This is a genomic window from Pseudomonadota bacterium, assembly GCA_039818985.1.
Lineage (GTDB): Bacteria > Pseudomonadota > Alphaproteobacteria > Sphingomonadales > Sphingomonadaceae > Alterisphingorhabdus.
Genome location: JBCBSU010000001.1, coordinates 720,672 through 741,230 on the forward strand (window position 1 = coordinate 720,672; position 20,559 = coordinate 741,230).

Consider the following 20,559-nt stretch of genomic DNA (forward strand, 5'->3'; position numbering starts at 1 on the left):
TAGGGGAAGTCCATGACTGTCAACATCAAGAACTGGCAGGAATTGAAAAAGCCGAACAGCCTCGAAATGAAAGCTGGCGGCGATCCCAACCGCAAGGCGACTTTTGTAGCCGAACCGCTGGAACGTGGCTTCGGCCTGACGCTGGGCAATGCCTTGCGCCGGGTGCTGCTGTCGTCGCTGCAGGGTGCGGCGATCACCTCGATCAAGATCGAGAATGTGCTGCATGAATTCTCCTCGCTCGCCGGTGTGCGCGAGGACGTCACCGATATCGTGCTCAATGTGAAGCAGATCGCGCTGAAAATGGAAGGCGATGGTGGTCCCAAGCGGCTGCAGCTTTCCGCTACCGGACCGGCGACCGTCACGGCTGGTGATATTGCTGTTTCCGGCGACATTGAAGTGCTCAACAAGGATCTGGTGATCTGCCACCTTGATGAAGGTGCGTCGCTTAACGCCGAACTGACCGCCGATATCGGCAAGGGCTATGTTCCGGCTGTCGCCAACCGTCCGGCCGATGCACCGATTGGTCTGATCCCCGTCGACTCGCTCTACTCGCCGATCCGTCAGGTCAGCTACAAGGTGGAAAACACCCGTGTTGGCCAGGAACTGGATTATGACAAGCTGGCGCTGACCATCGAGACCGATGGTACGGTGAGCCCTGAGGACGCGATTGCCTATGCTGCACGCATCCTGCAGGACCAGTTGCAGCTGTTCGTCCATTTCGAAGATTCGCTGGCAGCATCAACCCCTGCCAATCAGGGCGCGCAGAGCCAGGAAGAAAGCGACGCAAACCAGCTCAACCGCTATCTGCTGAAGAAGGTCGACGAGCTGGAGCTGTCGGTGCGTTCGGCCAACTGCCTGAAGAACGACAATATCATCTATATTGGCGATCTGGTGCAGAAGACCGAAGCCGAAATGCTGCGCACGCCGAATTTCGGCCGCAAGTCGCTGAACGAGATCAAGGAAGTCCTGTCCAGCATGGGTCTGCGCCTCGGCATGGATATCCCAGGCTGGCCGCCTGAAAACATTGAAGAAATGGCCAAGAAGCTCGAACAGGAGCTGCTGGGTTAAGATAAATTCTCTCCCTCGAGGGGGAGAGAAGGTTTTGGGAAAAGGCGATCGCCTGAATAGGATCGCCAGCTACGGGCTACCTGATACGGGCCCATAACGAACGAAGGAAAAGACAGATGAAGCACAAAATCGGCAAACGCAAATTGCAGCGCACCTCTTCGCATCGCGTGGCATTGCTGCGCAATATGGCGGCGGCGCTGATCAAGCATGAGCAGATCACCACGACGCTGGCCAAGGCGCGTGAACTGCGTCCCTATACCGAGAAGCTGATCACCCTGGCCAAAAAGGGTGGCCTGTCGAACCGCCGTCTCGCCGATGCCCGGCTCAAAGACGATGAACAGCTCAAAAAGCTTTTCGACGTTTTGGCCGAGCGCTATGCTGATCGTCAGGGCGGCTATACCCGGGTGCTGAAAGCCGGTTTCCGCGCTTCGGACAGCGCTGCCATGGCAGTGATCGAACTGGTGGATCGCGACGAAGACGCCAAGGGTCAAAACAGCGGTCCGGACCAGAACGCCATAGATGAATATGCCGAGGCGTAAGCGGCTTTGAAATATCGAAAATTGCATCAGGGGCGGAGGGCTATCCTTCCGCCCCTTTTGCTTGTCCGGCGTCGGGCTGCCTCTGCCCCGGCAGTGTGAGCAGGATGACCAACGCTCCGGCGGCGCACAGCGTTGCGGCAATGGCCATGCCGGTGACAAAGCCGCTACCTGCCGTGACGAACAGCGCCGCCAGCGCTATCCCGACCATCTGGGCGATTCGGCTGGCGGTGTTGTTGATGCCCGAGGCCAGTCCTTCATCACTCCCATCGACGCTGTTCATCACCGCTGAGGTCAGCGGCGCAACAATCGCGGCAAAGCCCAGCCCGGCCACGCCCATGGGCAGCAAGGCGGCATAGACCAGATCTAGTCCGGCATTGACGACAAACAGTGCAAATCCTGCCGCCGCCAGTAGCGGTCCAGCGATCAGTAAAGCTTTGGTGCCGATCCTGTCGGCCAGCCCGCCAAAATAGCCCGAGGTCACGCCAACCAGTAGGGTAAAGGGCAGGAACACCATGCCTGCCTGGGTTGCGGTGAGGTTATAGTTTTCGATCAGATGAAAGGGCAGCAAGAAGAAGGTGATGGAAAGGCCGATATAGATCAACAGTGTTGCCAGATTGAGCCCGGAAAAGCAGCGCGAAGCGAATAGCCCGGGCGGGACCATCGGTTGCGTTGCGCGGCGCTCCCAGAACAGGAATGCCACAAATAGCAACACTCCAAGCAGCAAGCCCGAAAGAGCCGACGGCGCCAGCCTAATCTCCGGCGGCTCACCGGACCCGCCTTCGCCCGGCCCAAGTGCCGACAGGCCATAGGCCAGGCCGGTCAGCGCCAGCGCCAGCAATACTGCCCCGGCAACATCGAACGCTCTGGCATTGGTCAGCGCCGGGCGCCGCGTTGCGAGCAGCAGTGATACCGCGGCGACGGCAATGGGCAGGTTGATCCAGAACACGCCGCGCCAGCTGAACGTCTCGGTCAGCCAGCCGCCGAGTACCGGCCCCGCTGCCGTGGTCAGCGCTGATGCCCCGGCCCATATGCCGATAGCACGCGCGCGGTCCTGCCTGGCAAAGACTTCGCCGATCAGCGCCAGGCTGGACGGGGTGACAATCGCGGCGGCGAGGCCCTGGAAGATGCGCGCCGTGACCAGCATGGCGGCACCGGACGACAGCGCACAGGCCAAAGATGCCAGCCCAAAGGCGGCGCAACCCCATATCAGCATCCGGGCGCGGCCATAGCTGTCGGCGAGCGCGCCGCCGATCATTGTGAACGCGGCCAGCGCCAATATATAGCCGTTGAGCACCCATTGAACGGCGGTGATATTACCGCCAAATTCGGTCCGGAGCTGCGGCAGCGCCACGGTCAGCGCCGAGCCGTCGATAAACGCCATGGAAGAGGCGAGGATACAGGCGGTGAGGGTGATCGCACGCACTCGCCGTCCCGGCTCACGCCTGGCGGCGCGAGGGCAGTCTTCAGCCCTGATGCGGCTCTCCTGACAGGGTGGGATGAAGGGCTGTGCCATGACGCACATCTACCAGTCGTAAAATGATCAAGATAGAGCCTTGGTCCGGCCCTGTCGGTATCAGCATGGCCTTGCGCTTGGCATGGCCCAGCCCTAATCTTTGCCCAAACATAAACAGGAGAGTCCGATATGCGTTCGACACGCTTTTTTGCCATGATTTTGGGGAGCGCTGCCATGATCGCCACGCCGTCTCAAGCGCGCGCCGATGATGACAGCATCAATGACGATACCGCCACAGCCCCGGCGATCGATATCCTCTCAGGCCAGCTCGACTATCCCGAGACTCGGACAGTGGATGTCGTGGAGCCGCAATTCGGTGTCGATGTCGCCGACCCTTATCGCTGGCTGGAAAATGACGTTCGCGAGGATTCCGCCGTTGCCCAATGGGTGGAACAGCAAAATGCGGTGACCAATGCCTATCTCGACGTGCTGCCCGGACGCGAGGCGCTGGCCAGGAAGATGACCGCCTTTTACGATTATGAGCGCTTCGGTCTGCCGGTCGCACGCGATGGCAAATATTTTTACAGCCGCAATGACGGCCTGCAGAACCAGTCGGTGCTTTATGTCCGTGACGGTCTGGAGGGCAAGGCGCGGGCGCTGATCGATCCCAATAGCTGGTCCGATGATGGGGCCACGGCGCTGGCCGGCTGGTGGCCGTCCGAGGATGGATCGAAGCTGGTCTATGCCATTCAGGATGGTGGTTCGGACTGGCGCACGGTGAAAGTGCTCGACGTCGCCACGGGTGAAACGCTTGAAGACACCATTAAATGGGTCAAATTTTCCGGCATGGCCTGGATCGGCAATGATGCGTTTCTCTATTCGCGCTTCCCCGAGCCGAAGGAAGGCGCCGAGTTCCAGTCGCTCAATCTCAATCAGGCGGTTTATTATCACAAGGTCGGCACGCCACAGGCGGAAGACCGTCTGGTCTATTCCACCCCCGATACACCCAAGACCGGACATGGCGCCGCGACCACTTCGGACAATCAATGGGTGGTGATCACCTCTTCGGTGGGCACCGACGAGAAATATGAGATCACGGTCATTCCCATCGGCAAGAATGACTGGACACCGACCAGGCTGATCAGCGGCTTCGAGCATGACTGGCAGCTGATCGATTCCGTCGACGGGAAGCTCTACTTCATCACCGATAGCGGCGCGCCGCGGCTGCGTGTCGTGCGCTTTGACATGGCCGATACCGGCAAGCCGCCGGCAGAGATAGTCCCTGAGAGCGAAGCAACGCTGTCGGCGGCCTCGATTGTCGGTGACAGGATGATTGTGAGCTATCTCGAAGATGCCAAATCGCTGGCCGAACTTTACTCGCTCGATGGACGCGAGGTCGGCAAGATCGATCTGGCCAGCATCGGCACTGCCGCCGGTTTTCGCGGCAAGCCCGGCAATCCCGAGACCTTTTACCGCTTTTCCAGCTTTACCCAGCCCGGTGCGATTTACCGGCTCGATACCGATACCGGCGCGAGCACCTTGTTCACCGCGCCGGATCTGGCCTTCGATCCGGCGGAATATGTCACCCGTCAGGTCTTCTACCCGTCAAAGGACGGCACCAAGATACCGATGTTCATCGTTCATCGCGGCGATATCGACCTTAGCAAAGGCGCGCCGACGCTGCTTTATGGCTATGGCGGCTTCAACATCTCGCTGACGCCGGGTTTCTCGCCGACTCGCATGGCGTGGATGGAGTCGGGTGGCGTGTTCGCCATGGCCAATCTGCGTGGCGGCGGTGAATATGGCAAGATATGGCATGATGCCGGACGCCTGCTCAACAAGCAGAATGTGTTCGATGACTTCATCGCTGCGGGTGAATATCTTATCAGGGAGGGTATTACCGGCAAGGACCAGCTCGCGGTCGAGGGCCGGTCCAATGGCGGCCTACTGATCGGTGCGGTGGTCAACCAGCGGCCCGACCTGTTCGCCGCCGGCCATGCGGCTGTCGGGGTGATGGATATGCTGCGCTTCGACCGCTTCACCGCCGGGCGCTATTGGGTCGATGATTATGGCTATCCCGACCGCGAGGCCGATTTCAAAAACCTGCTGTCCTATTCGCCCTATCACAACATTCAGGACGGCACCGACTATCCGGCGGTAATCGTCTCGACCGCCGATACCGATGACCGTGTGGTGCCGGGGCATAGCTTCAAATATACTGCGGCGTTGCAGGCGGCGGATACCGGTACGGCACCGAAGATCATCCGCATCGAAACCCGGGCAGGCCATGGCTCGGGCAAACCGACCGAGAAGATCATCGAGGAATTTTCCGACATTTATGCGTTTCTGGCGCACCATACCGGGCTGGAGGTAAATACCGGGGACCAGTAACGACGCAAAGGGGGCGTTGATGAAATATCTCTATTGGGGGCTGGGCCTTGCCATGCTGGCGGGGGCACAACCTGCGCTGGCCAAGAAAGACCCGCCAGCACGGCATTTTTTCGAATGTGACGGCTTTCAGGCGCCACGCAAAAAGGATGACGGCCTGTCGGTAACATCCGGCTGGTTGGGTATCGGTACCACGACCAAGGATGCCAAGCGCGGGTCATTCCAGGCCGGTGCCGGCATCGACGCCTGCGACAAGGCGCTGGCGGACCCGCTGCTGCAGCCGCATTTTCATCTGCGCCGGGCCAGTCTTTACCAGGGCAAGGCGATCCATCTGGCCGCGCGCGGCAAATATGACGAGGCGCTGGCTAGTTTTGCCCAGTCGGATGCAGTCCGCAGCGCCCTGAGCGGTGCCGAGCAGGAGGCATTTGATGAATCGGTGGCCCTGACCAACGCGATGCTGCGCAGTTATATTCTGCTCGAGCAGTTCAAGACCGAAGAGGCGATGGCGACGCTTGCCGAGCTCAGGGATGTGCGTCGTTACTCACCGACAGTGCAGGCGGCGTTCATGCTCATGGGCCTGCAGGATGTGGACGATTTTGACAATTATGCGGCCAGTCTGAGAGAACAGGCGATCCTTGATCCCGATATCCTGCCGGTGGTGTTCTGGCTGCATTTTGTCGGCAATCAGGTCACCGGTGCAGCGGAATATCGCGACCAGTTCTTCTTCGTCGAGCCGTCGATGCGCGGCAATTGGCGGATGACCAATGCCGCCCTGCGTGAGCTGCAGACCATCATCAGGAAAAGCGATTTTGGCGGTGCATCGGCCTATGCGCTGCATGCCGATGGCAAGGTCGAGGAAGCAAGAGCGGTGTTCACCGAGCTTGAGGACTGGCTTGCCGAGCTGGCCACCGAGCCAAAGCCAAAGGGGCGGCGCAAAAAGCCCAGCCGCAAGGCGATGAAGGCCTATAAGCGGCAACTGCCCTTTGTCGAGCGGGCACAGCGCACGGTGCAGGGCTGGCGCGATGCCACGGTGCTGCGTGACCAGGCGGCGACGATGCCGATGGAAGCGGTTGGCGAAATGGTGAACGATACGGAGAATCTGCCGCGCATGGCGGCGATTGACCTGCTGTTGCTGCCGGCCACGACTTCGGACAAGGACAATCCCGAGGCGGAAGAGGCGCTGGCGGCGATCCCGGAACTGATCAAGGAGCGCATCCGCAAGGCATCGGCGGTCAATGTTGAAACGCTGGTCAGGTTGTTGCCCCAGGCGGAAACCGCGCCGATGCGGCCGCTGTTCGAAAATGCCGGATCGGAGCTTATCTTCGGTGATGCCAGCGGTTTCAGCAAAAGCTATCACAAGGATGAGGACCATTGGACGGTGCGTTATGGCAGTGATCAGTCGCTGCGCGTCGTAGCCGAGGAGATGGTGGTCTATGGCGCGGCCAGGCTGGCGAAGGAAAAGGGCAAGGATGCCTTTCTGGTGCTGGCGCAGCGCAGCTTCCCGCGCGAGATAACCCAGACGGGATATTTCTCCGCCGGTACCTATAGCGCCGGTTTCGAATCGCAGATGCGCATAGCGCTGATCGACAGCGCCAATCCCGACCCGCAATATAGCGCGTCTTTATGGCGTCTGGTCATGGTCGATGATGTGCTGGCCCATTTCAGCGACCGCTATGTCGCCACCAGCGCCTATCGCGACTGACGCGGTTGCTGGGGCGCGCGGCGAACTTCATCCCGCAACCTGTCCTACAGCGGTGATAAGAGGCACCATGCGGTTTTGAGGAAAAATCTGCTGATGCCCTGACCGGCATGGAGGGTTTTCGGGCGCTTCATGGTGCCAACTTCCCAATTCGGCTGAAAACGACTGTAATTACAGCAGCCTGTCGGAATGCCTGAAGGTGACAGGGTGTCACCTTTGTCACTTTAGGCTGGGGGAGTGTTCATCTAAAAGTCCATAAACCTGAACAATCGGCAACATTGATGTTCAGGAAAACCTCATCGAATATGAACTAAACCCTGATTGCAAGCTCGGAAATGGTTCTCGAGCGGCGAAGGAAAGGACATTGACGATGAAAAAGATGATCAAGGCCCTCACTGGAACTGCCGCTGCTGCTGCGATGGCCGTTTCCGCAACCCCCGCTTTTGCCGATGACGGCATCGGTGCGGAAGAGGTTATTGCCGGTGCCGTGGTGATTGGCGGTATCGCCGCGCTGGCGGGTGCCTTTGATGGCGACCGTAACCGCGGCTATGAATTTGAACGTGCCGGCTTCCGCGGTGATTTCCGCCGTGGCCATCGCGGTTTCAACCGCGGCTTTATCGGTCCGCGGCGCGCAATCAACCGCTGTGTCCGCGCCGCAGAGCGTCGCGCCGGTCGTATCTTCGGTCCGGCCAATGTGACCCAGATCCGCGATGTCGACCGCACCCGCTTCGGCTATCGCATCCGTGGCCGCATCGTCGTGCAGGACAATTTCCGCGGCTTCCGCAACCTTGATCGCGGCCGCTTTACCTGCCGCATCGATGGCAACCGGGTCAGCAATGTCCGTCTGCGGCGCTTGGGGAATGGTCGCTGATATGGCCAATAGCGGCGTGCAGATCACGGGGCCGGGGGCAGGGGCTGGTTCATGTAAGAGCCAGCCCCGTTCGGCTATAAGCTGCCCCATGGGGCGTGTTCAATGCGGGCCGGTTCCGGCCCCGGCATGACAACAGGGAAGAGATTATGATTACCAAAACACTCAGTGGCGGACTGATGATGGCGGCGGCGGTTACCATGGCTGCGCCGGCCCAGGCCGCACCGGTCAGTGCCGGGATACAGCAGTCCTATGACCTGCAGCAACTGCGCCAGAACCCGATTGAAGGCGCGCAATGGGATCCGTCGGACGAAACCGCCGACCGCTGGCGTCGCGGGCGCCGTTGCGGCTGGGGTCGTTGCCGCCGTGGTGTGCGCGGTGGCGACATATTGGCGGGGGCGCTGATCCTGGGTGGCATTGTCGCCATTGCCAGTGCCGCCAGCAACAATAACCGCCGTCGCGACCGCGATGTCGTGGTGCGCGAAGTGCCGCGCCCCGATCCCCGGATTGATCCGCGCTTTGATGATCGCCGCTTCGATGATCGGCGTTCGGGCGCGAGCGAGCTTAGCGAGGCGGCTGACCAGTGCAGCTTTGCAGTGCAGGGACAGGCGGGCAATGACGCCCGGATCGACCGCATCACCACTGTTGCCCGCGACGGCAATGGCTGGCGGGTCGAGGGACTGCTGGCCTATCCCAATGGCCGCGACAGCTTCCTGTGCGGTGTCACCGCCGGACAGATCGACTATGTCCAGATCGGCACCGGCAACAGCGCGGAAGAGTTTTAGCCGTCCTGTTCGGCTTCGCCACCGCGATAGCGTGGCAGGCCGAGCTGGAACTGGATGGCAATGCCGCGCAGTGCAAAGCCGGATATTGCCGCGATCAGCGCGGCCACAGGGGCCATTACGCCCAGGCTTTCGAGCAGCACGAACAGGCTGGCGGCCAGCGCTGCGGCCGTGACATAGAGCTCGGGCTTAAGCAGGATCGATGGCTCACCTGCCAGCACGTCGCGGATCACGCCGCCGACACAGGCGGTAACCACGCCCATCACCATGGCCGGCAATGGCGCGATGCCATATTCCAGCGCCTTGGCCGCGCCGAATACGCCATAGGCGGCCAGCCCCGCCGCGTCGAACCAGTCGAGCATCCGCCCCTTCCACCAGCGTTCGGGGGTGATCCAGATCGCCGCGACCACGGCAAAGATGACGATCAATATGCGGCTGTCGACAATCCAGAAGACCGGTGCGCCAATCAGCAGGTCGCGAATGGTGCCACCGCCTACACCGGTGACCAGCGCGAAGAAGCTGAATGTCACCAGTGTCTGACCCTTGCGCGCCGCTGCCAGCGCGCCGGAAGCGGCAAATACCGCAATGCCGAACAGGTCGAGCGCGGTCAGGATTGGGCCGATAATCTCGGTGGAGGGAAGCGGTGTTGCCATGGCGCCCTGTTAAGCGCCCGACGCCAGAAATCCAGCCCTGATTTACCCGGCTGTGCCGCGATTGTCAGCCGCCCTGCCGCGCCTGCATAGAGGCGATCAATGCGCGATAATAGCGGTACATTGGCAGCTCCGGATCAACCGCGGCAATGATCTCCAGCCCATGCCGGAAAGCATTGCCGCCCGTCACGAACAGCACCAGGCCATCACCGCTTTTCGGATTGTAATAGACCTGAGCATGTTCCGCGAAATCATTGCCGCCATGGTTGAGTACGGTCAGGCCGTCATGCTCGAAAACCGCCCAGCCCAGGCCATAGCCGAAACGGTCCGGGCAAAAGCCGATATCGGGGGGACAATCATAGCCCAGATCGCGTTCGGAGCCCGAAGACAGCAGTCGCTGACGCTCGGCAATGAGATGGGGTGGCAATCCGGTTCCTGCGACCAGCGCTGAGATCAGCGAGGCATAGCCGGGAACGGTGGCGTACATATTGTCGGCAGCGCTGTAGTCATCCACCTCGATGATGCTGCCGCCCTGTGATCGGCGAAAGGCATCCTGCCATTCACCATCGCTGTTGACGCCGTGCGCCACATTGGCCTCGACGGCGGCGCTACGGCCAACACTGATCCCGGTGATGCCAAGCGGCTTGAACAATTCCGTTTCTACAAGTTCGGGGTAAGTCGTTCCGAACCGCGCTTCGAGATAGCGCATGAGGATCTCGATCCCGGCGCCGGAATAGCTGATCTTGCCGTTACCCGGCTGGCCGAGAAAGGCGAGGCGGTTGTCATCATAGCTATCGGGCCAGTTTCTGAGTGTTGTTTGATGCGACAGGATGAGGCGCGGGGTCAGCAGGTCGTAGCGCGGATCATCAGTGAGGTGCGGATGGCGGAAATGCTCTCCAATCGGATCATCAAGGCCCATGGCACCGCGCGCGACGAGGTGCAGAACGGTCTCCGCGATCAGGGTTTTGGCGACCGATGCGGTGTTGAACCAATGATCCCCGGTTACCGCTACGCCCGGTGCTGCCTCGCCAGCATAAGCTGTATGCACCAGCTTGCCATTGCGGATCACGCCAATGGCAACGCCGCCGACATTGGGTTGTTCCGCAACTTTGCCAGCCGCCGCAGCAAGTGCAGCGACATCTACATCACTCCCGAGTGATGGCTCCTGCGCCTGTTGCTCAACTGCTGCGAGCGACACGGGAGTAAAGACTATGCTGCTCGCCAGAAGCATGGCAACAGCGCCCTGATAGACAGATTGCATGACAACCCCCTCTAGTGATTTAGTGTTGTAAAACACTAGAGGGGCTAGATGTCAATGTCTATGCGATGGCATCGGGCCTAAATGTGGATCGGCTTGCCGGTGACTGCCATGGCCGCTTCCTTCACCGCTTCGCTGTGCGTCGGATGGGCATGGCAGGTATAGGCGATATCCTCGCTGGTCGCGCCGAATTCCATTGCCTGCACTATCTGGGCGATCATCGTGCCGGCGAGCGACGAGATGATGTGCACGCCGAGAACCCGATCGGTTTCGGCATCGGCGAGAACCTTGACGAAGCCGTCAGTGTCGCGATTGGTCTTGGCGCGGCTATTGCCCATGAACGGGAATTTGCCCTTTTTGTAGTTGACGCCTGCCTCTTTCAGCTCTTCCTCGGTCTTGCCGATATTGGCGATTTCCGGGTGGGTATAGACCACGCCGGGAATCAGGTCGTGATTGACGATGCCGGTCTGGCCAGCGATGTTCTCGGCCACCGCAATGCCTTCATCTTCGGCGCGGTGCGCCAGCATCGGGCCGGGAATAACATCGCCAATGGCGTAGATATTGGGCACCGAAGTTGCGAAATCGTGATTGACCTCGATCTGGCCGCGATTATTGGTAGCCAGACCGGCCTTTTCCAGCGCCAGTCCCTCGGTATTCGGGCTGCGGCCAATGCACACCAGCACCGCATCGGCGGTCATTTCCTCGGCATCGCCGCCAGCGGCCGGTTCGACCGTCACCGTGGCTTTCTTGCCCTTGATGGTAACACCGGTGACCTTGGTCGAGGTCTTGATATCAAAGCCCTGCTTCTTGAAAATCTTGGCCGATTCCTTGCGGACTTCGCCGTCCATGCCGGGCAGGATCTGGTCGAGATATTCGACTACGGTGACCTTTGCACCCAGACGCCGCCAGACGCTGCCGAGCTCCAGCCCGATGACCCCGCCGCCGATCAGCACCAGATGCTCGGGCACTTTGGGCAGCGACAGTGCCCCGGTGGAGTCGACGACGATGCCCTTGGCGTTGTCGATCTCGGCACCCGGAAGCGGGGTCACCGACGAGCCGGTGGCGATAACGATATTCTTCACCCGCACCGTTTCATCGCCCACCTTGACGGTATGAGCATCCTCGAAGCTGGCCAGGCCCTTGATCCAGGTCACCTTGTTCTTCTTGAACAGAAACTCGATGCCGCCGGTAAGCTCGCCAACTGCCTTGTCCTTTTCTGACATCATCTGCGACAGGTCGAGCTTGGCGCCGCTCAACTTGATGCCGAATTTCTCCAGCGCGCCGCTATGCGCCTCTTCGTAAAGCTCTGATGCATGCAGCAACGCCTTGGACGGGATACAGCCGACATTGAGGCAGGTACCACCCAGAGTATCGCGGCTCTCGGCACAGGCGGTCTTCAGGCCAAGCTGTGCAGCGCGAATAGCGGCGACATAACCACCTGGGCCAGAACCGATTACCAGTACGTCATAGTCGAATTCGTTGCTCATCTCTAACTCCGTTCGCCCTCAGCCTGTCAAAGGGCCGTTTTTCATCATATCCCCAGGAAAGACAGGGCTTCGACAAGCTCAGCCCGAGCTGGGACATGAAATTCAAAATCAATTGGCAGCCTTCAAATTGCCTGCTTCATCAAACAGCTCGCTTGTGCACTGCTCGATGAAGGGCATGAACTTGTCTTCATCGCCGGTGATGAAATCGGAAATATCGAGTTCTTCAATCGCGCGTTCGCCTGTACATTGGCAGAGCGCATCGGCGACTGGCTTCGGGGTTCCGGCTTTTACTGCCTCGGTCGTGCATGTCTCAACGAAAGCAGGCAAGGCTCCCTCCTTGAAGCCTTTGGAGAATTCTTCTCCGCAAGCCGTCAGGGAAAGCGCACATATCGCGCAGAGAGTTGATGCCTTGATGAGCTTTTGCATGAGTGCTGGTCCTTACAAATCAATCAGCAGCCGCGCCGGATCCTCGATTGCTTCCTTGATGCGCACAAGAAACGTCACTGCTTCCTTGCCGTCAATCAGGCGATGGTCGTAGCTCAGCGCGAGATACATCATCGGCCGTGCGGCGATCGAGCCGTCGGGCATCACCACCGGGCGTTTTTCGATGCGGTGCAAGCCGAGTACGGCAGATTGTGGCGGGTTGATGATCGGGGTCGACATCAGCGATCCGAACACGCCACCATTGGAAATGGTAAAGGTTCCGCCCTGCATTTCTTCCATTTTCAGCGTGCCCGCCTTGGCGCGCTTGCCGAAATCGCCAATGGTGTTTTCAATGTCGGCGAAGGATAGGCTCTCGGCATTGCGGATTACCGGCACGACCAGGCCATTGGGCGCGCTGACCGCGACCGAAATATCGGCATAATTGTGATAGACGATCTCATCGCCCTCGATCTGCGCGTTGACCGCAGGCACGTCCTTCAGTGCGAGACAGGCAGCTTTGGTGAAAAAGCCCATAAAGCCGAGGCGGACGCCATGCTTCTTCTCGAACAGGTCCTTATATTTGGCGCGCGTTTCCATCACCGCGGTCATGTCGACATCGTTGAAGGTGGTGAGCAGTGCGGCATTGTCCTGGGCCGATTTGAGTCGCTTGGCGATGGTCTGGCGGATACGGGTCATGCGCACCCGCTCAACCTCGCGCAGCTTGGCCCCGGGCTTGTCCGGCGGATTGCCGACATCGGTTACTGCGACATTTGCCGATCCGCCAGGGACAGGGTCATCGGCCCGGTTCGCGGCGGCGAGAACATCTTCCTTGGTCAGGCGGCCATCGCGGCCAGTGCCCTTGATCTTGGTCGGGTCAACGCCATGCTCCAATACCAGCCGGCGCACCGCCGGGGACAGGGTGGGAACTTCGCCGCTAGGTGCTTCCTCTGTCGGAGCAGCGGCAGGTGCTGCCGTCTTTTCTGCTGCCGGAGCCGCTTTGGGTGCAGCCCTTCCATCGGTGTCGATGGTAGCGATCAGCGCGCCGACTTCGACGGTATCACCTTCGGCGACGGCGTGTTCACCCATCACCCCTGCAGCCGGGGCGGGGACTTCGACCGAGACCTTGTCGGTCTCGAGGCTGGCCACCGGTTCATCGGCGGCAACGGCGTCTCCGGGCTGCTTCAGCCATTCGCCTACAGTCGCTTCGGTAATGGATTCGCCCAGCTGGGGGACGGTAACATCGATACTCATATGCTCAGTCTTTCCTTATGGCGGCGATTATTGCGGCGCTGCATGGCCCAGAGCTTGTGCGACCAGCGCTTTTTGTTGTTCGGCATGGCGTTTGGCGAGTCCCGTCGCCGGCGAAGCCGAAGCGGCGCGGCCGGCATAGACTGCCCGGGCCGGTCCGACCTTGGCCTCGGCGAGGCACTCCTCAATCAGCGGATCGACAAAGCTCCATGCGCCATTGTTTTTCGGTTCTTCCTGCGCCCAGACCACGGTTTCCAGATTCTTCATGCGCTTCAGACGTACCACCAGTGGCTCGCCGGGGAAGGGGTAGAGCTGCTCGATGCGAACGATGCTGGTGTTTGTGTCACCCGACGCATCACGCGCTTCGATGAGGTCATAGGCGACCTTGCCCGAACACAGCACCAGCCGCTTGATATCTTCGTCCTTGGGCGGGCTGGTATCCGACTTGATGCGCATGAAATGGCTGTCGCCGGTAAATTCTTCAGCGCTGGAGACTGCCATTTTGTGCCGTAGCAGCGATTTCGGCGTCATGATCACCAACGGTTTGCGGAAATTGCGGTGCATCTGGCGCCGCAGCACATGGAAATAATTGGCCGGGGTGGTGATGTTGCACACCTGGATATTGTCGTCGGCGCAGAGCTGCAGGAAACGCTCCAGACGCGCCGAACTGTGCTCCGGTCCCTGACCCTCATAACCATGCGGCAGCAGCAGGACGAGACCATTGGCACGCAGCCACTTGGCTTCGCCCGATGCAATAAACTGGTCGATCATGATCTGCGCGCCATTGGCGAAATCGCCGAACTGCGCCTCCCACAATACCAGCGTCTTGGGATCGGCCATGGCATAGCCATATTCAAAGCCGAGCACGCCATATTCGGACAGCGGGCTGTCGAGCACCTCGAAATCGCCATGCGGCACATTGTTTAAAGGAATGTAGCGGCTGGCATCCTCCTGATCGACCCAGACGGCATGGCGCTGGGAGAAAGTACCACGGCCGGAATCCTGCCCCGACAGGCGGACATTATAGCCCTCGCTCTGCAACGAGCCATAAGCCAGAGCCTCTGCGGTGGCCCAGTCGAAGCCGGCACCATCGGCAAACATCTTTCCCTTGGCCTTGATAATCCGTGCCAGTGTCTTGTGGACGTTCACATTGTCCGGGATAGTGGTCAGTGTCTGCCCCAAACTGTCGAGCAGTTTCTTCTCGATGCCGGTTTCGACATTGCGTCGCGCGGTTTCCGGGTCGGCCGGAATATTCAGCCCGGACCAGCGTCCTGCGAACCAGTCGGCCTTGTTCGGCTTATAGCTCTTAGCGGCCTGGAACTGCTCTTCCATCTCGTCGGTCTGGGCTTTGGCGGTATCATCCATCCACTGCTGGTCGATAACACCCTGGCTGATCAGCCGGTCGCCATAGAGCTTGCTCACCTTGGGGTGCTGCCGGATTTCCTTGTACATCAGCGGCTGGGTAAAGCTCGGTTCATCGCCCTCATTATGGCCGAAGCGGCGATAGCACCACATGTCGATGACAATATCGCGGTGGAATTTCTGGCGGAAATCGATCGCCAGCTTGCAGGCAAAAGTCACCGCTTCCGGGTCATCGCCATTGACGTGGAGGATCGGCGCCTGAACCCCCTTGGCCACATCGGAAGGATAGGGCGAGGAGCGCGCAAATTGCGGGCTGGTGGTAAAGCCGATCTGGTTATTGACGATAAAATGGATACATCCGCCGGTATTGTACCCGCGGATGCCTGAGAAGCCGAGGCACTCCCAGACAATGCCCTGTCCGGCAAAAGCGGCATCGCCGTGCAGCAAAACGGGCAGCACTTCATCATTGTCATCAATGTCATCGCGCTGGACCTGCTGTGCCCGTACCTTGCCGAGCACCACCGGGTTCACCGCCTCGAGATGCGACGGGTTGGGAACCAGCGACATATGCACCGAAATGCCGTCAAATTCGCGGTCGGTCGAGGTACCGAGGTGATATTTCACATCGCCCGAGCCGCCAACATCATCGGGATTGGCGCTGCCGCCGGAAAATTCATGGAAGATGACGCGATAGGGCTTGGCCATCACATTGGCGAGCACGTTCAATCGGCCACGATGCGGCATGCCATAGACGATTTCGCGTACGCCATATTGGCCACCATATTTGATCACCGCTTCAAGCGCCGGGACCATGGACTCGCCACCGTCAAGGCCGAAACGCTTGGTGCCGACATATTTCTTGCCGAGGAAATTCTCAAACTGCTCGGCCTCGATCACCTTGGAGAGAATGGCTTTCTTGCCCTCGGCGGTAAATTCGATGCCCTTGTCTGCACCCTCCATCCGGTCCTGAAAGAACCGCCGCTCCTCGATATCGGATATGTGCATATATTCGAGGCCGACATTGCCGCAATAATTAGCGTGCAGCGTCGCAATAAGCTGGTTGACCGTGACTTTTTCGAAACCCATGGCACCACCGAGATAGACCGGGCGGTCAAGCTCGTCGGGCTTGAAGCCATGAAATTCGGGCGTCAGGTCGGCAGGCAGTTCGATCTTGGACAGACCGAGCGGATCAAGATTGGCCGCCAGATGGCCGCGCACGCGATAGGTGCGGATCAGCATCATGGCGCGAATGGATTTTTCCGCTTCATAGGCGAGATCCGCCGATGCGATGCTGTCCCCGGACTTTTTTGCCGAGGCTTTGACCATGGCTTCCATCTGCGTCGGGTCGAGCGCAGAGGTCAGATCATCATCCATGTCGAGCGGCCAATGGCTCCGTTCCCAGCTTGGGCCGGGCTCGGGTTCCTGGGTGCCATTCCATTCAAAATCGGTCATTTCACTTCCAACCTGCTTCTCCTCTCCCTTCAAGGGAGAGGAATACGAAGACTTAGACGCGAAGCGTCTTAGTCGCAGTTAGGAGAGGGTGTGCGGTGTTTGAGATATCGTACACCCTCATCCAAGATCACCTAAGCCACCTACGCTAAAGCTACGGCGGCCGAGGCTCCCTATCCTTCTCCCTTGAAGGGAGAAGGAAATCATCGTTACACCGTCTCTTTCAGCATCGCATCGAGTGTGGTGCCGAGTTCGGACGGGCTTGGCGAAACGCGGATGCCAGCAGCTTCCATCGCCGCAATCTTGTCTTCCGCGCCGCCTTTGCCGCCGGATACGATGGCACCGGCATGACCCATGCGGCGTCCCGGAGGTGCGGTGCGACCGGCGATAAAGCCGACAGTCGGCTTGGAGCGACCCGCCTTGGTTTCATCGGCAAGGAACTGCGCGGCTTCTTCTTCGGCGCTGCCACCGATCTCGCCGATCATGATGATCGACTTGGTATCATCATCGGCGAGGAAAAGCTCGAGCACGTCGATAAAGTTGGTGCCGTTGACCGGATCGCCGCCAATGCCGACCGCAGTGGTCTGGCCAAGGCCAACCGCCGTGGTCTGGTGGACCGCTTCATAGGTGAGGGTGCCCGAACGCGAGACGACGCCGACCGAGCCCTTTTTGAAGATCGAACCCGGCATAATGCCGATCTTGCATTCATCCGGGGTGAGGACGCCGGGGCAGTTGGGGCCGATCAGCCGCGACTTGCTGCCCTGTAACGCGCGCTTGACGCGGACCATATCGAGCACCGGAATACCCTCGGTAATCGCAACGATCAGCGGGATTTCAGCGTCAATGGCTTCAAGGATCGAATCGGCAGCAAAGGGTGGCGGAACATAGATGACCGAAGCATCGGCACCGGTAGCCTCTTTCGCCTCGGCGACGGTGTCGAAATTGGGCAAGCCCAGATGCTCGGTGCCGCCCTTGCCGGGGGTCACGCCGGCGACCATCTGCGTGCCATAGGCCAGCGCCTGTTCGGTGTGGAAAGTACCGGTATTGCCGGTCATCCCCTGGGTGATGACCTTGGTGTCCTTGTTAACGAGAATGCTCATTTCTTATCCTTTTCCTCTTGCGGAAATTCACCCAATTGTATGTCCCATTCGCGGAAGTCGAGCGCGATAATGCCGCGCTGGACCGCAGGATCGCTTTCGAGGATGGCCCGTATCTCCTCGCGATCGACATCTTTTGCGAAGATCGAAATGCCAAGCGGCGATTCGCCGCGGAGATTGCCGCCAACAACGATCTGGCCCTCTGCAGCGAGCCTGAAATAAATAGCGGCATGCTGGTTGATTTCTTCTGTGGCCTCTTCCCTGTCATCCCAATTCTCACCGGCGCGATTGAGCACGACAAGGCGCGTATCGCGATGGCCCTGGGGATGTGCCAGCGCCGATGTGACCGGAACCAGGGCAAGCGCAACGAGCGAGATTAGGAAAGCACGGATGATGCTCATAGTCCTTCAATCTCCATGCTGCTTGCGGTGAGAACAAGCCCCGTTATCGGCAAATTTCCGGGCAGCGTTGCGCCGGGTTGTACAAAATAGATCTGCATGTCGAAATGGCCCGGTTTCATGCCGCCATTCCATGTCCAGACCGCCATGTTCTCGATCGGGCGGGTCTCCGCATCCGGTGCGCGGCGGGCCCATCTTTCGAGGGCTGTTGCTTCGGGTTCGATAGTTGCTTCGAAATCATAGAGGCGACATCCGGTGGTGGTGACAGTGCCCACTTTCGCGCCCGACAGGACGAGATGGAGGGAGCGGCCTGCCACTTCTTGGCGATACACCCCGTTATCGAGGATTTCTGTCGGCTCCTCACCTTCTGCCAGTGTCTCATTCTCGACCGCGTTACGGCCAAAGGCGATGATCCTGCCCATTATCGTGTCGCTCTCCGGCGTATAGGCTTCCCAGCCACCGGCCTTGACCGCAGCGATATTGACAGCCGGGTCCTCGACAGTGGCGCAGGCCGTGGCAAAAGCCTGCAATACCGCATCCAGCGGATATGGCTGGTCAGCCACATCCTGGACCGCCAATGGCGTGCTGGTCGCCAGCAAAAGAGCGGCAGTCAGGCTCACGCCAGCCTCACCTCCACGCCATCGCAAGTTTCAGTTGCGATATTGCCTGCCGCCTCCTGTGTGAAGACCTTGCTGTTCCGGTTTGCGAGGGTCGGCATCAATTTGCCTCCGGTGTCAGGATTATGGCCCGCATGGCAGGGTCACTTCTAGAACCGGTTCGGGCAAGCTGAACCAAATGGCCCTGGGCTCTGAAGGTTATATTCCCATCCTTGTCAGCCTCGGGCAAAGCGTCGCCAAAGGCTGCGAGGAACTGGTCATAATCGCCAGCGTCGGATAGCTTGGCCGTTACGGAGCATATCCCGCTACCACTTTCAGCGCTCAGAATGATCAATGGCGCATATTCGGCATGACCAAAAATGATGAGACCGGTTTCCTGCTTTTCTCCGTCGGCTTCAATCGTTGCTCTGTTCCAGCCAAGGCTTTCGAGTGCTTTCGGGTCCAAGCCGCTCTGCGGTGTCGCTGCAAAGCATGCATTATAGCTCTCAAATATATGCGGCAGCGGAGCCGTCCTTAACTGTGCCGACGCCTGCGACGACAGCAGAAAGAGGCCCAGCAGACCAGCTATTGCAGAACGCATCATGCCAAGCTCGCGTCTAACCCCTTGCACGCCTCAAGCAGTTCCTTGACGGCATCAACCGAGACTTGGAAATTGGCTTTCGCTTCGTCGCCGAGTTCGATTTCGACGACCTTCTCCACGCCGTCCTTGCCGATTACCACCGGAACGCCGACATAGAGATCATCGACGCCATATTGACCGGTGAGATGCGCTGCGGCGGGCAGTACGCGGCGTTTGTCCTTGAGATAGCTCTCGGCCATCATGATCGCACTCGTCGCTGGAGCATAATAGGCCGAGCCATTACCCAGCAGTTTGACGATCTCTCCACCGCCTGCACGGGTGCGCGCGACAATCGCGTCAATCTTCTCCTGGGTCGACCAGCCCATTTTGATCAGGTCGGGAATGGGAATACCGGCCACCGTTGAATAGGCCGGGACCGGAACCATGGTGTCGCCGTGGCCGCCAAGCACGAATGCGGTGACATCCTCGACCGATACGTCGAATTCCTCGGCGAGGAAGTGACGGAAGCGCGCACTGTCCAGCACGCCGGCCATGCCGACCACCTTGTTGTGCGGCAGGCCGGAAAATTCGCGCAGCGCCCAGACCATGGCGTCGAGCGGGTTGGTGATGCAGATGACAAACGCATCCGGCGCATGCGCCTTGATGCCGTCACCAACGGCCTTCATCACCTTCAGGTTGATGCCGAGCAGGTCATCGCGGCTCATGCCCGGCTTGCGCGGCACACCGGCGGTTACAATGATGACATCGGCACCGGCGATATCGGCATAGTCATTGGTGCCTTTCAGCTTCGCGTCATAACCTTCGACCGGGCCTGCCTGGGCCAGATCAAGCGCCTTGCCCTCTGGCATGCCCTCGGCAATGTCGAACAGGACGACATCACCCATTTCCTTCATTGCGGCGAGGTGGGCGAGGGTGCCGCCGATCATGCCAGCGCCAATCAGCGCGATTTTGTTGCGGGCCATGTCTATGCCTTTCATTTAACGGGATAAAACAGAGAGAAACTACAGCTTTGCAGAATGATGCGGTTTGCGGGCGATTGCCCGTTTGGAACATATAGCCGACCTACTGTTGATTGTGTGGATTTTCAACCATCAAAATGGCTAATTTACAGCGGTTATTAATAATGAGAACTAATAGCAATTACTTGCCATAGCCTGTTTGTACCGATACACTTTCAGGGCTCGGATATTGCT

The 20,559-nt window shown here is 59.4% G+C and carries 18 protein-coding genes; 6 read left to right on the forward strand and 12 right to left on the reverse strand.

Translation table 11 applies throughout. The features are described from left to right. Positions 1-12: 12 nt before the first annotated feature. Together AAFX04_03345 and rplQ are read left to right on the forward strand one after the other, a co-directional pair. Positions 13-1,068: a DNA-directed RNA polymerase subunit alpha gene (locus AAFX04_03345; GenBank protein MEO1044456.1), complete on the forward strand. Its 1,056-nt coding sequence runs from the start codon at positions 13-15 to the stop codon at positions 1,066-1,068. 116 nt (positions 1,069-1,184) lie between these two features. After that, positions 1,185-1,607: a 50S ribosomal protein L17 gene (gene rplQ / locus AAFX04_03350; GenBank protein MEO1044457.1), complete on the forward strand. Its 423-nt coding sequence runs from the start codon at positions 1,185-1,187 to the stop codon at positions 1,605-1,607. Between the two features lie 40 nt (positions 1,608-1,647). Here the strand turns inward: rplQ and AAFX04_03355 are convergent, their stop codons facing one another. Beyond that, positions 1,648-3,120 (reverse strand): MFS transporter, encoded by a 1,473-nt coding sequence (locus AAFX04_03355; protein MEO1044458.1) that lies wholly within the window; start codon positions 3,118-3,120, stop codon positions 1,648-1,650. A 129-nt stretch (positions 3,121-3,249) separates the two neighbouring features. Between AAFX04_03355 and AAFX04_03360 the strand changes: the two genes are divergently transcribed. From AAFX04_03360 to AAFX04_03375, 4 genes are all read left to right on the forward strand, one after another. Then, a complete protein-coding gene (locus AAFX04_03360) occupies positions 3,250-5,451 on the forward strand; it encodes a prolyl oligopeptidase family serine peptidase (protein MEO1044459.1) in 2,202 nt (733 codons plus the stop codon). Positions 5,452-5,470: 19 nt separating this feature from the next. Next, positions 5,471-7,150: a hypothetical protein gene (locus AAFX04_03365; GenBank protein MEO1044460.1), complete on the forward strand. Its 1,680-nt coding sequence runs from the start codon at positions 5,471-5,473 to the stop codon at positions 7,148-7,150. A 367-nt stretch (positions 7,151-7,517) separates the two neighbouring features. Further along, the gene (locus AAFX04_03370; GenBank protein MEO1044461.1) at positions 7,518-8,018 is read left to right on the forward strand and encodes a hypothetical protein; all 501 of its coding nucleotides are present in this window, start codon (positions 7,518-7,520) and stop codon (positions 8,016-8,018) included. A gap of 146 nt (positions 8,019-8,164) precedes the next feature. Further along, positions 8,165-8,800, forward strand: coding sequence for a hypothetical protein (locus AAFX04_03375; GenBank protein MEO1044462.1), 636 nt, complete (start codon positions 8,165-8,167; stop codon positions 8,798-8,800). Here the strand turns inward: AAFX04_03375 and AAFX04_03380 are convergent. The 11 genes from AAFX04_03380 to mdh form a co-directional block, all read right to left on the reverse strand. Further along, a complete protein-coding gene (locus AAFX04_03380) occupies positions 8,797-9,450 on the reverse strand; it encodes a trimeric intracellular cation channel family protein (protein MEO1044463.1) in 654 nt (217 codons plus the stop codon). The genes AAFX04_03375 and AAFX04_03380 overlap by 4 nt on opposite strands. A 64-nt stretch (positions 9,451-9,514) precedes the next feature. Then, positions 9,515-10,708, reverse strand: coding sequence for a serine hydrolase domain-containing protein (locus AAFX04_03385; GenBank protein MEO1044464.1), 1,194 nt, complete (start codon positions 10,706-10,708; stop codon positions 9,515-9,517). 77 nt (positions 10,709-10,785) lie between these two features. After that, on the reverse strand, positions 10,786-12,192 hold the full coding sequence (lpdA, locus tag AAFX04_03390; GenBank protein ID MEO1044465.1) for a dihydrolipoyl dehydrogenase: 1,407 nt from the start codon (positions 12,190-12,192) through the stop codon (positions 10,786-10,788). A 108-nt stretch (positions 12,193-12,300) separates the two neighbouring features. Further along, on the reverse strand, positions 12,301-12,618 hold the full coding sequence (locus AAFX04_03395) for a hypothetical protein (protein ID MEO1044466.1): 318 nt from the start codon (positions 12,616-12,618) through the stop codon (positions 12,301-12,303). Between the two features lie 12 nt (positions 12,619-12,630). Beyond that, positions 12,631-13,866, reverse strand: a complete 1,236-nt coding sequence (gene odhB / locus AAFX04_03400) for a 2-oxoglutarate dehydrogenase complex dihydrolipoyllysine-residue succinyltransferase (protein MEO1044467.1) — start codon at positions 13,864-13,866, stop codon at positions 12,631-12,633. A gap of 27 nt (positions 13,867-13,893) precedes the next feature. Continuing rightward, positions 13,894-16,677, reverse strand: coding sequence for a 2-oxoglutarate dehydrogenase E1 component (locus AAFX04_03405; GenBank protein ID MEO1044468.1), 2,784 nt, complete (start codon positions 16,675-16,677; stop codon positions 13,894-13,896). Between the two features lie 206 nt (positions 16,678-16,883). Next, a complete protein-coding gene (sucD, locus tag AAFX04_03410; protein ID MEO1044469.1) occupies positions 16,884-17,774 on the reverse strand; it encodes a succinate--CoA ligase subunit alpha in 891 nt (296 codons plus the stop codon). Continuing rightward, complete coding sequence (locus AAFX04_03415; protein MEO1044470.1) at positions 17,771-18,172, reverse strand: hypothetical protein; 402 nt, start codon at positions 18,170-18,172, stop codon at positions 17,771-17,773. Before AAFX04_03415 ends, sucD begins: the two co-directional genes overlap by 4 nt. After that, positions 18,169-18,789, reverse strand: coding sequence for a hypothetical protein (locus AAFX04_03420; GenBank protein MEO1044471.1), 621 nt, complete (start codon positions 18,787-18,789; stop codon positions 18,169-18,171). The genes AAFX04_03415 and AAFX04_03420 overlap by 4 nt, the downstream gene beginning before the upstream one ends. A 97-nt stretch (positions 18,790-18,886) precedes the next feature. Then, positions 18,887-19,369: a hypothetical protein gene (locus AAFX04_03425; GenBank protein ID MEO1044472.1), complete on the reverse strand. Its 483-nt coding sequence runs from the start codon at positions 19,367-19,369 to the stop codon at positions 18,887-18,889. After that, on the reverse strand, positions 19,366-20,328 hold the full coding sequence (mdh, locus tag AAFX04_03430; GenBank protein MEO1044473.1) for a malate dehydrogenase: 963 nt from the start codon (positions 20,326-20,328) through the stop codon (positions 19,366-19,368). Before mdh ends, AAFX04_03425 begins: the two co-directional genes overlap by 4 nt. Positions 20,329-20,559 lie beyond the last annotated feature (231 nt).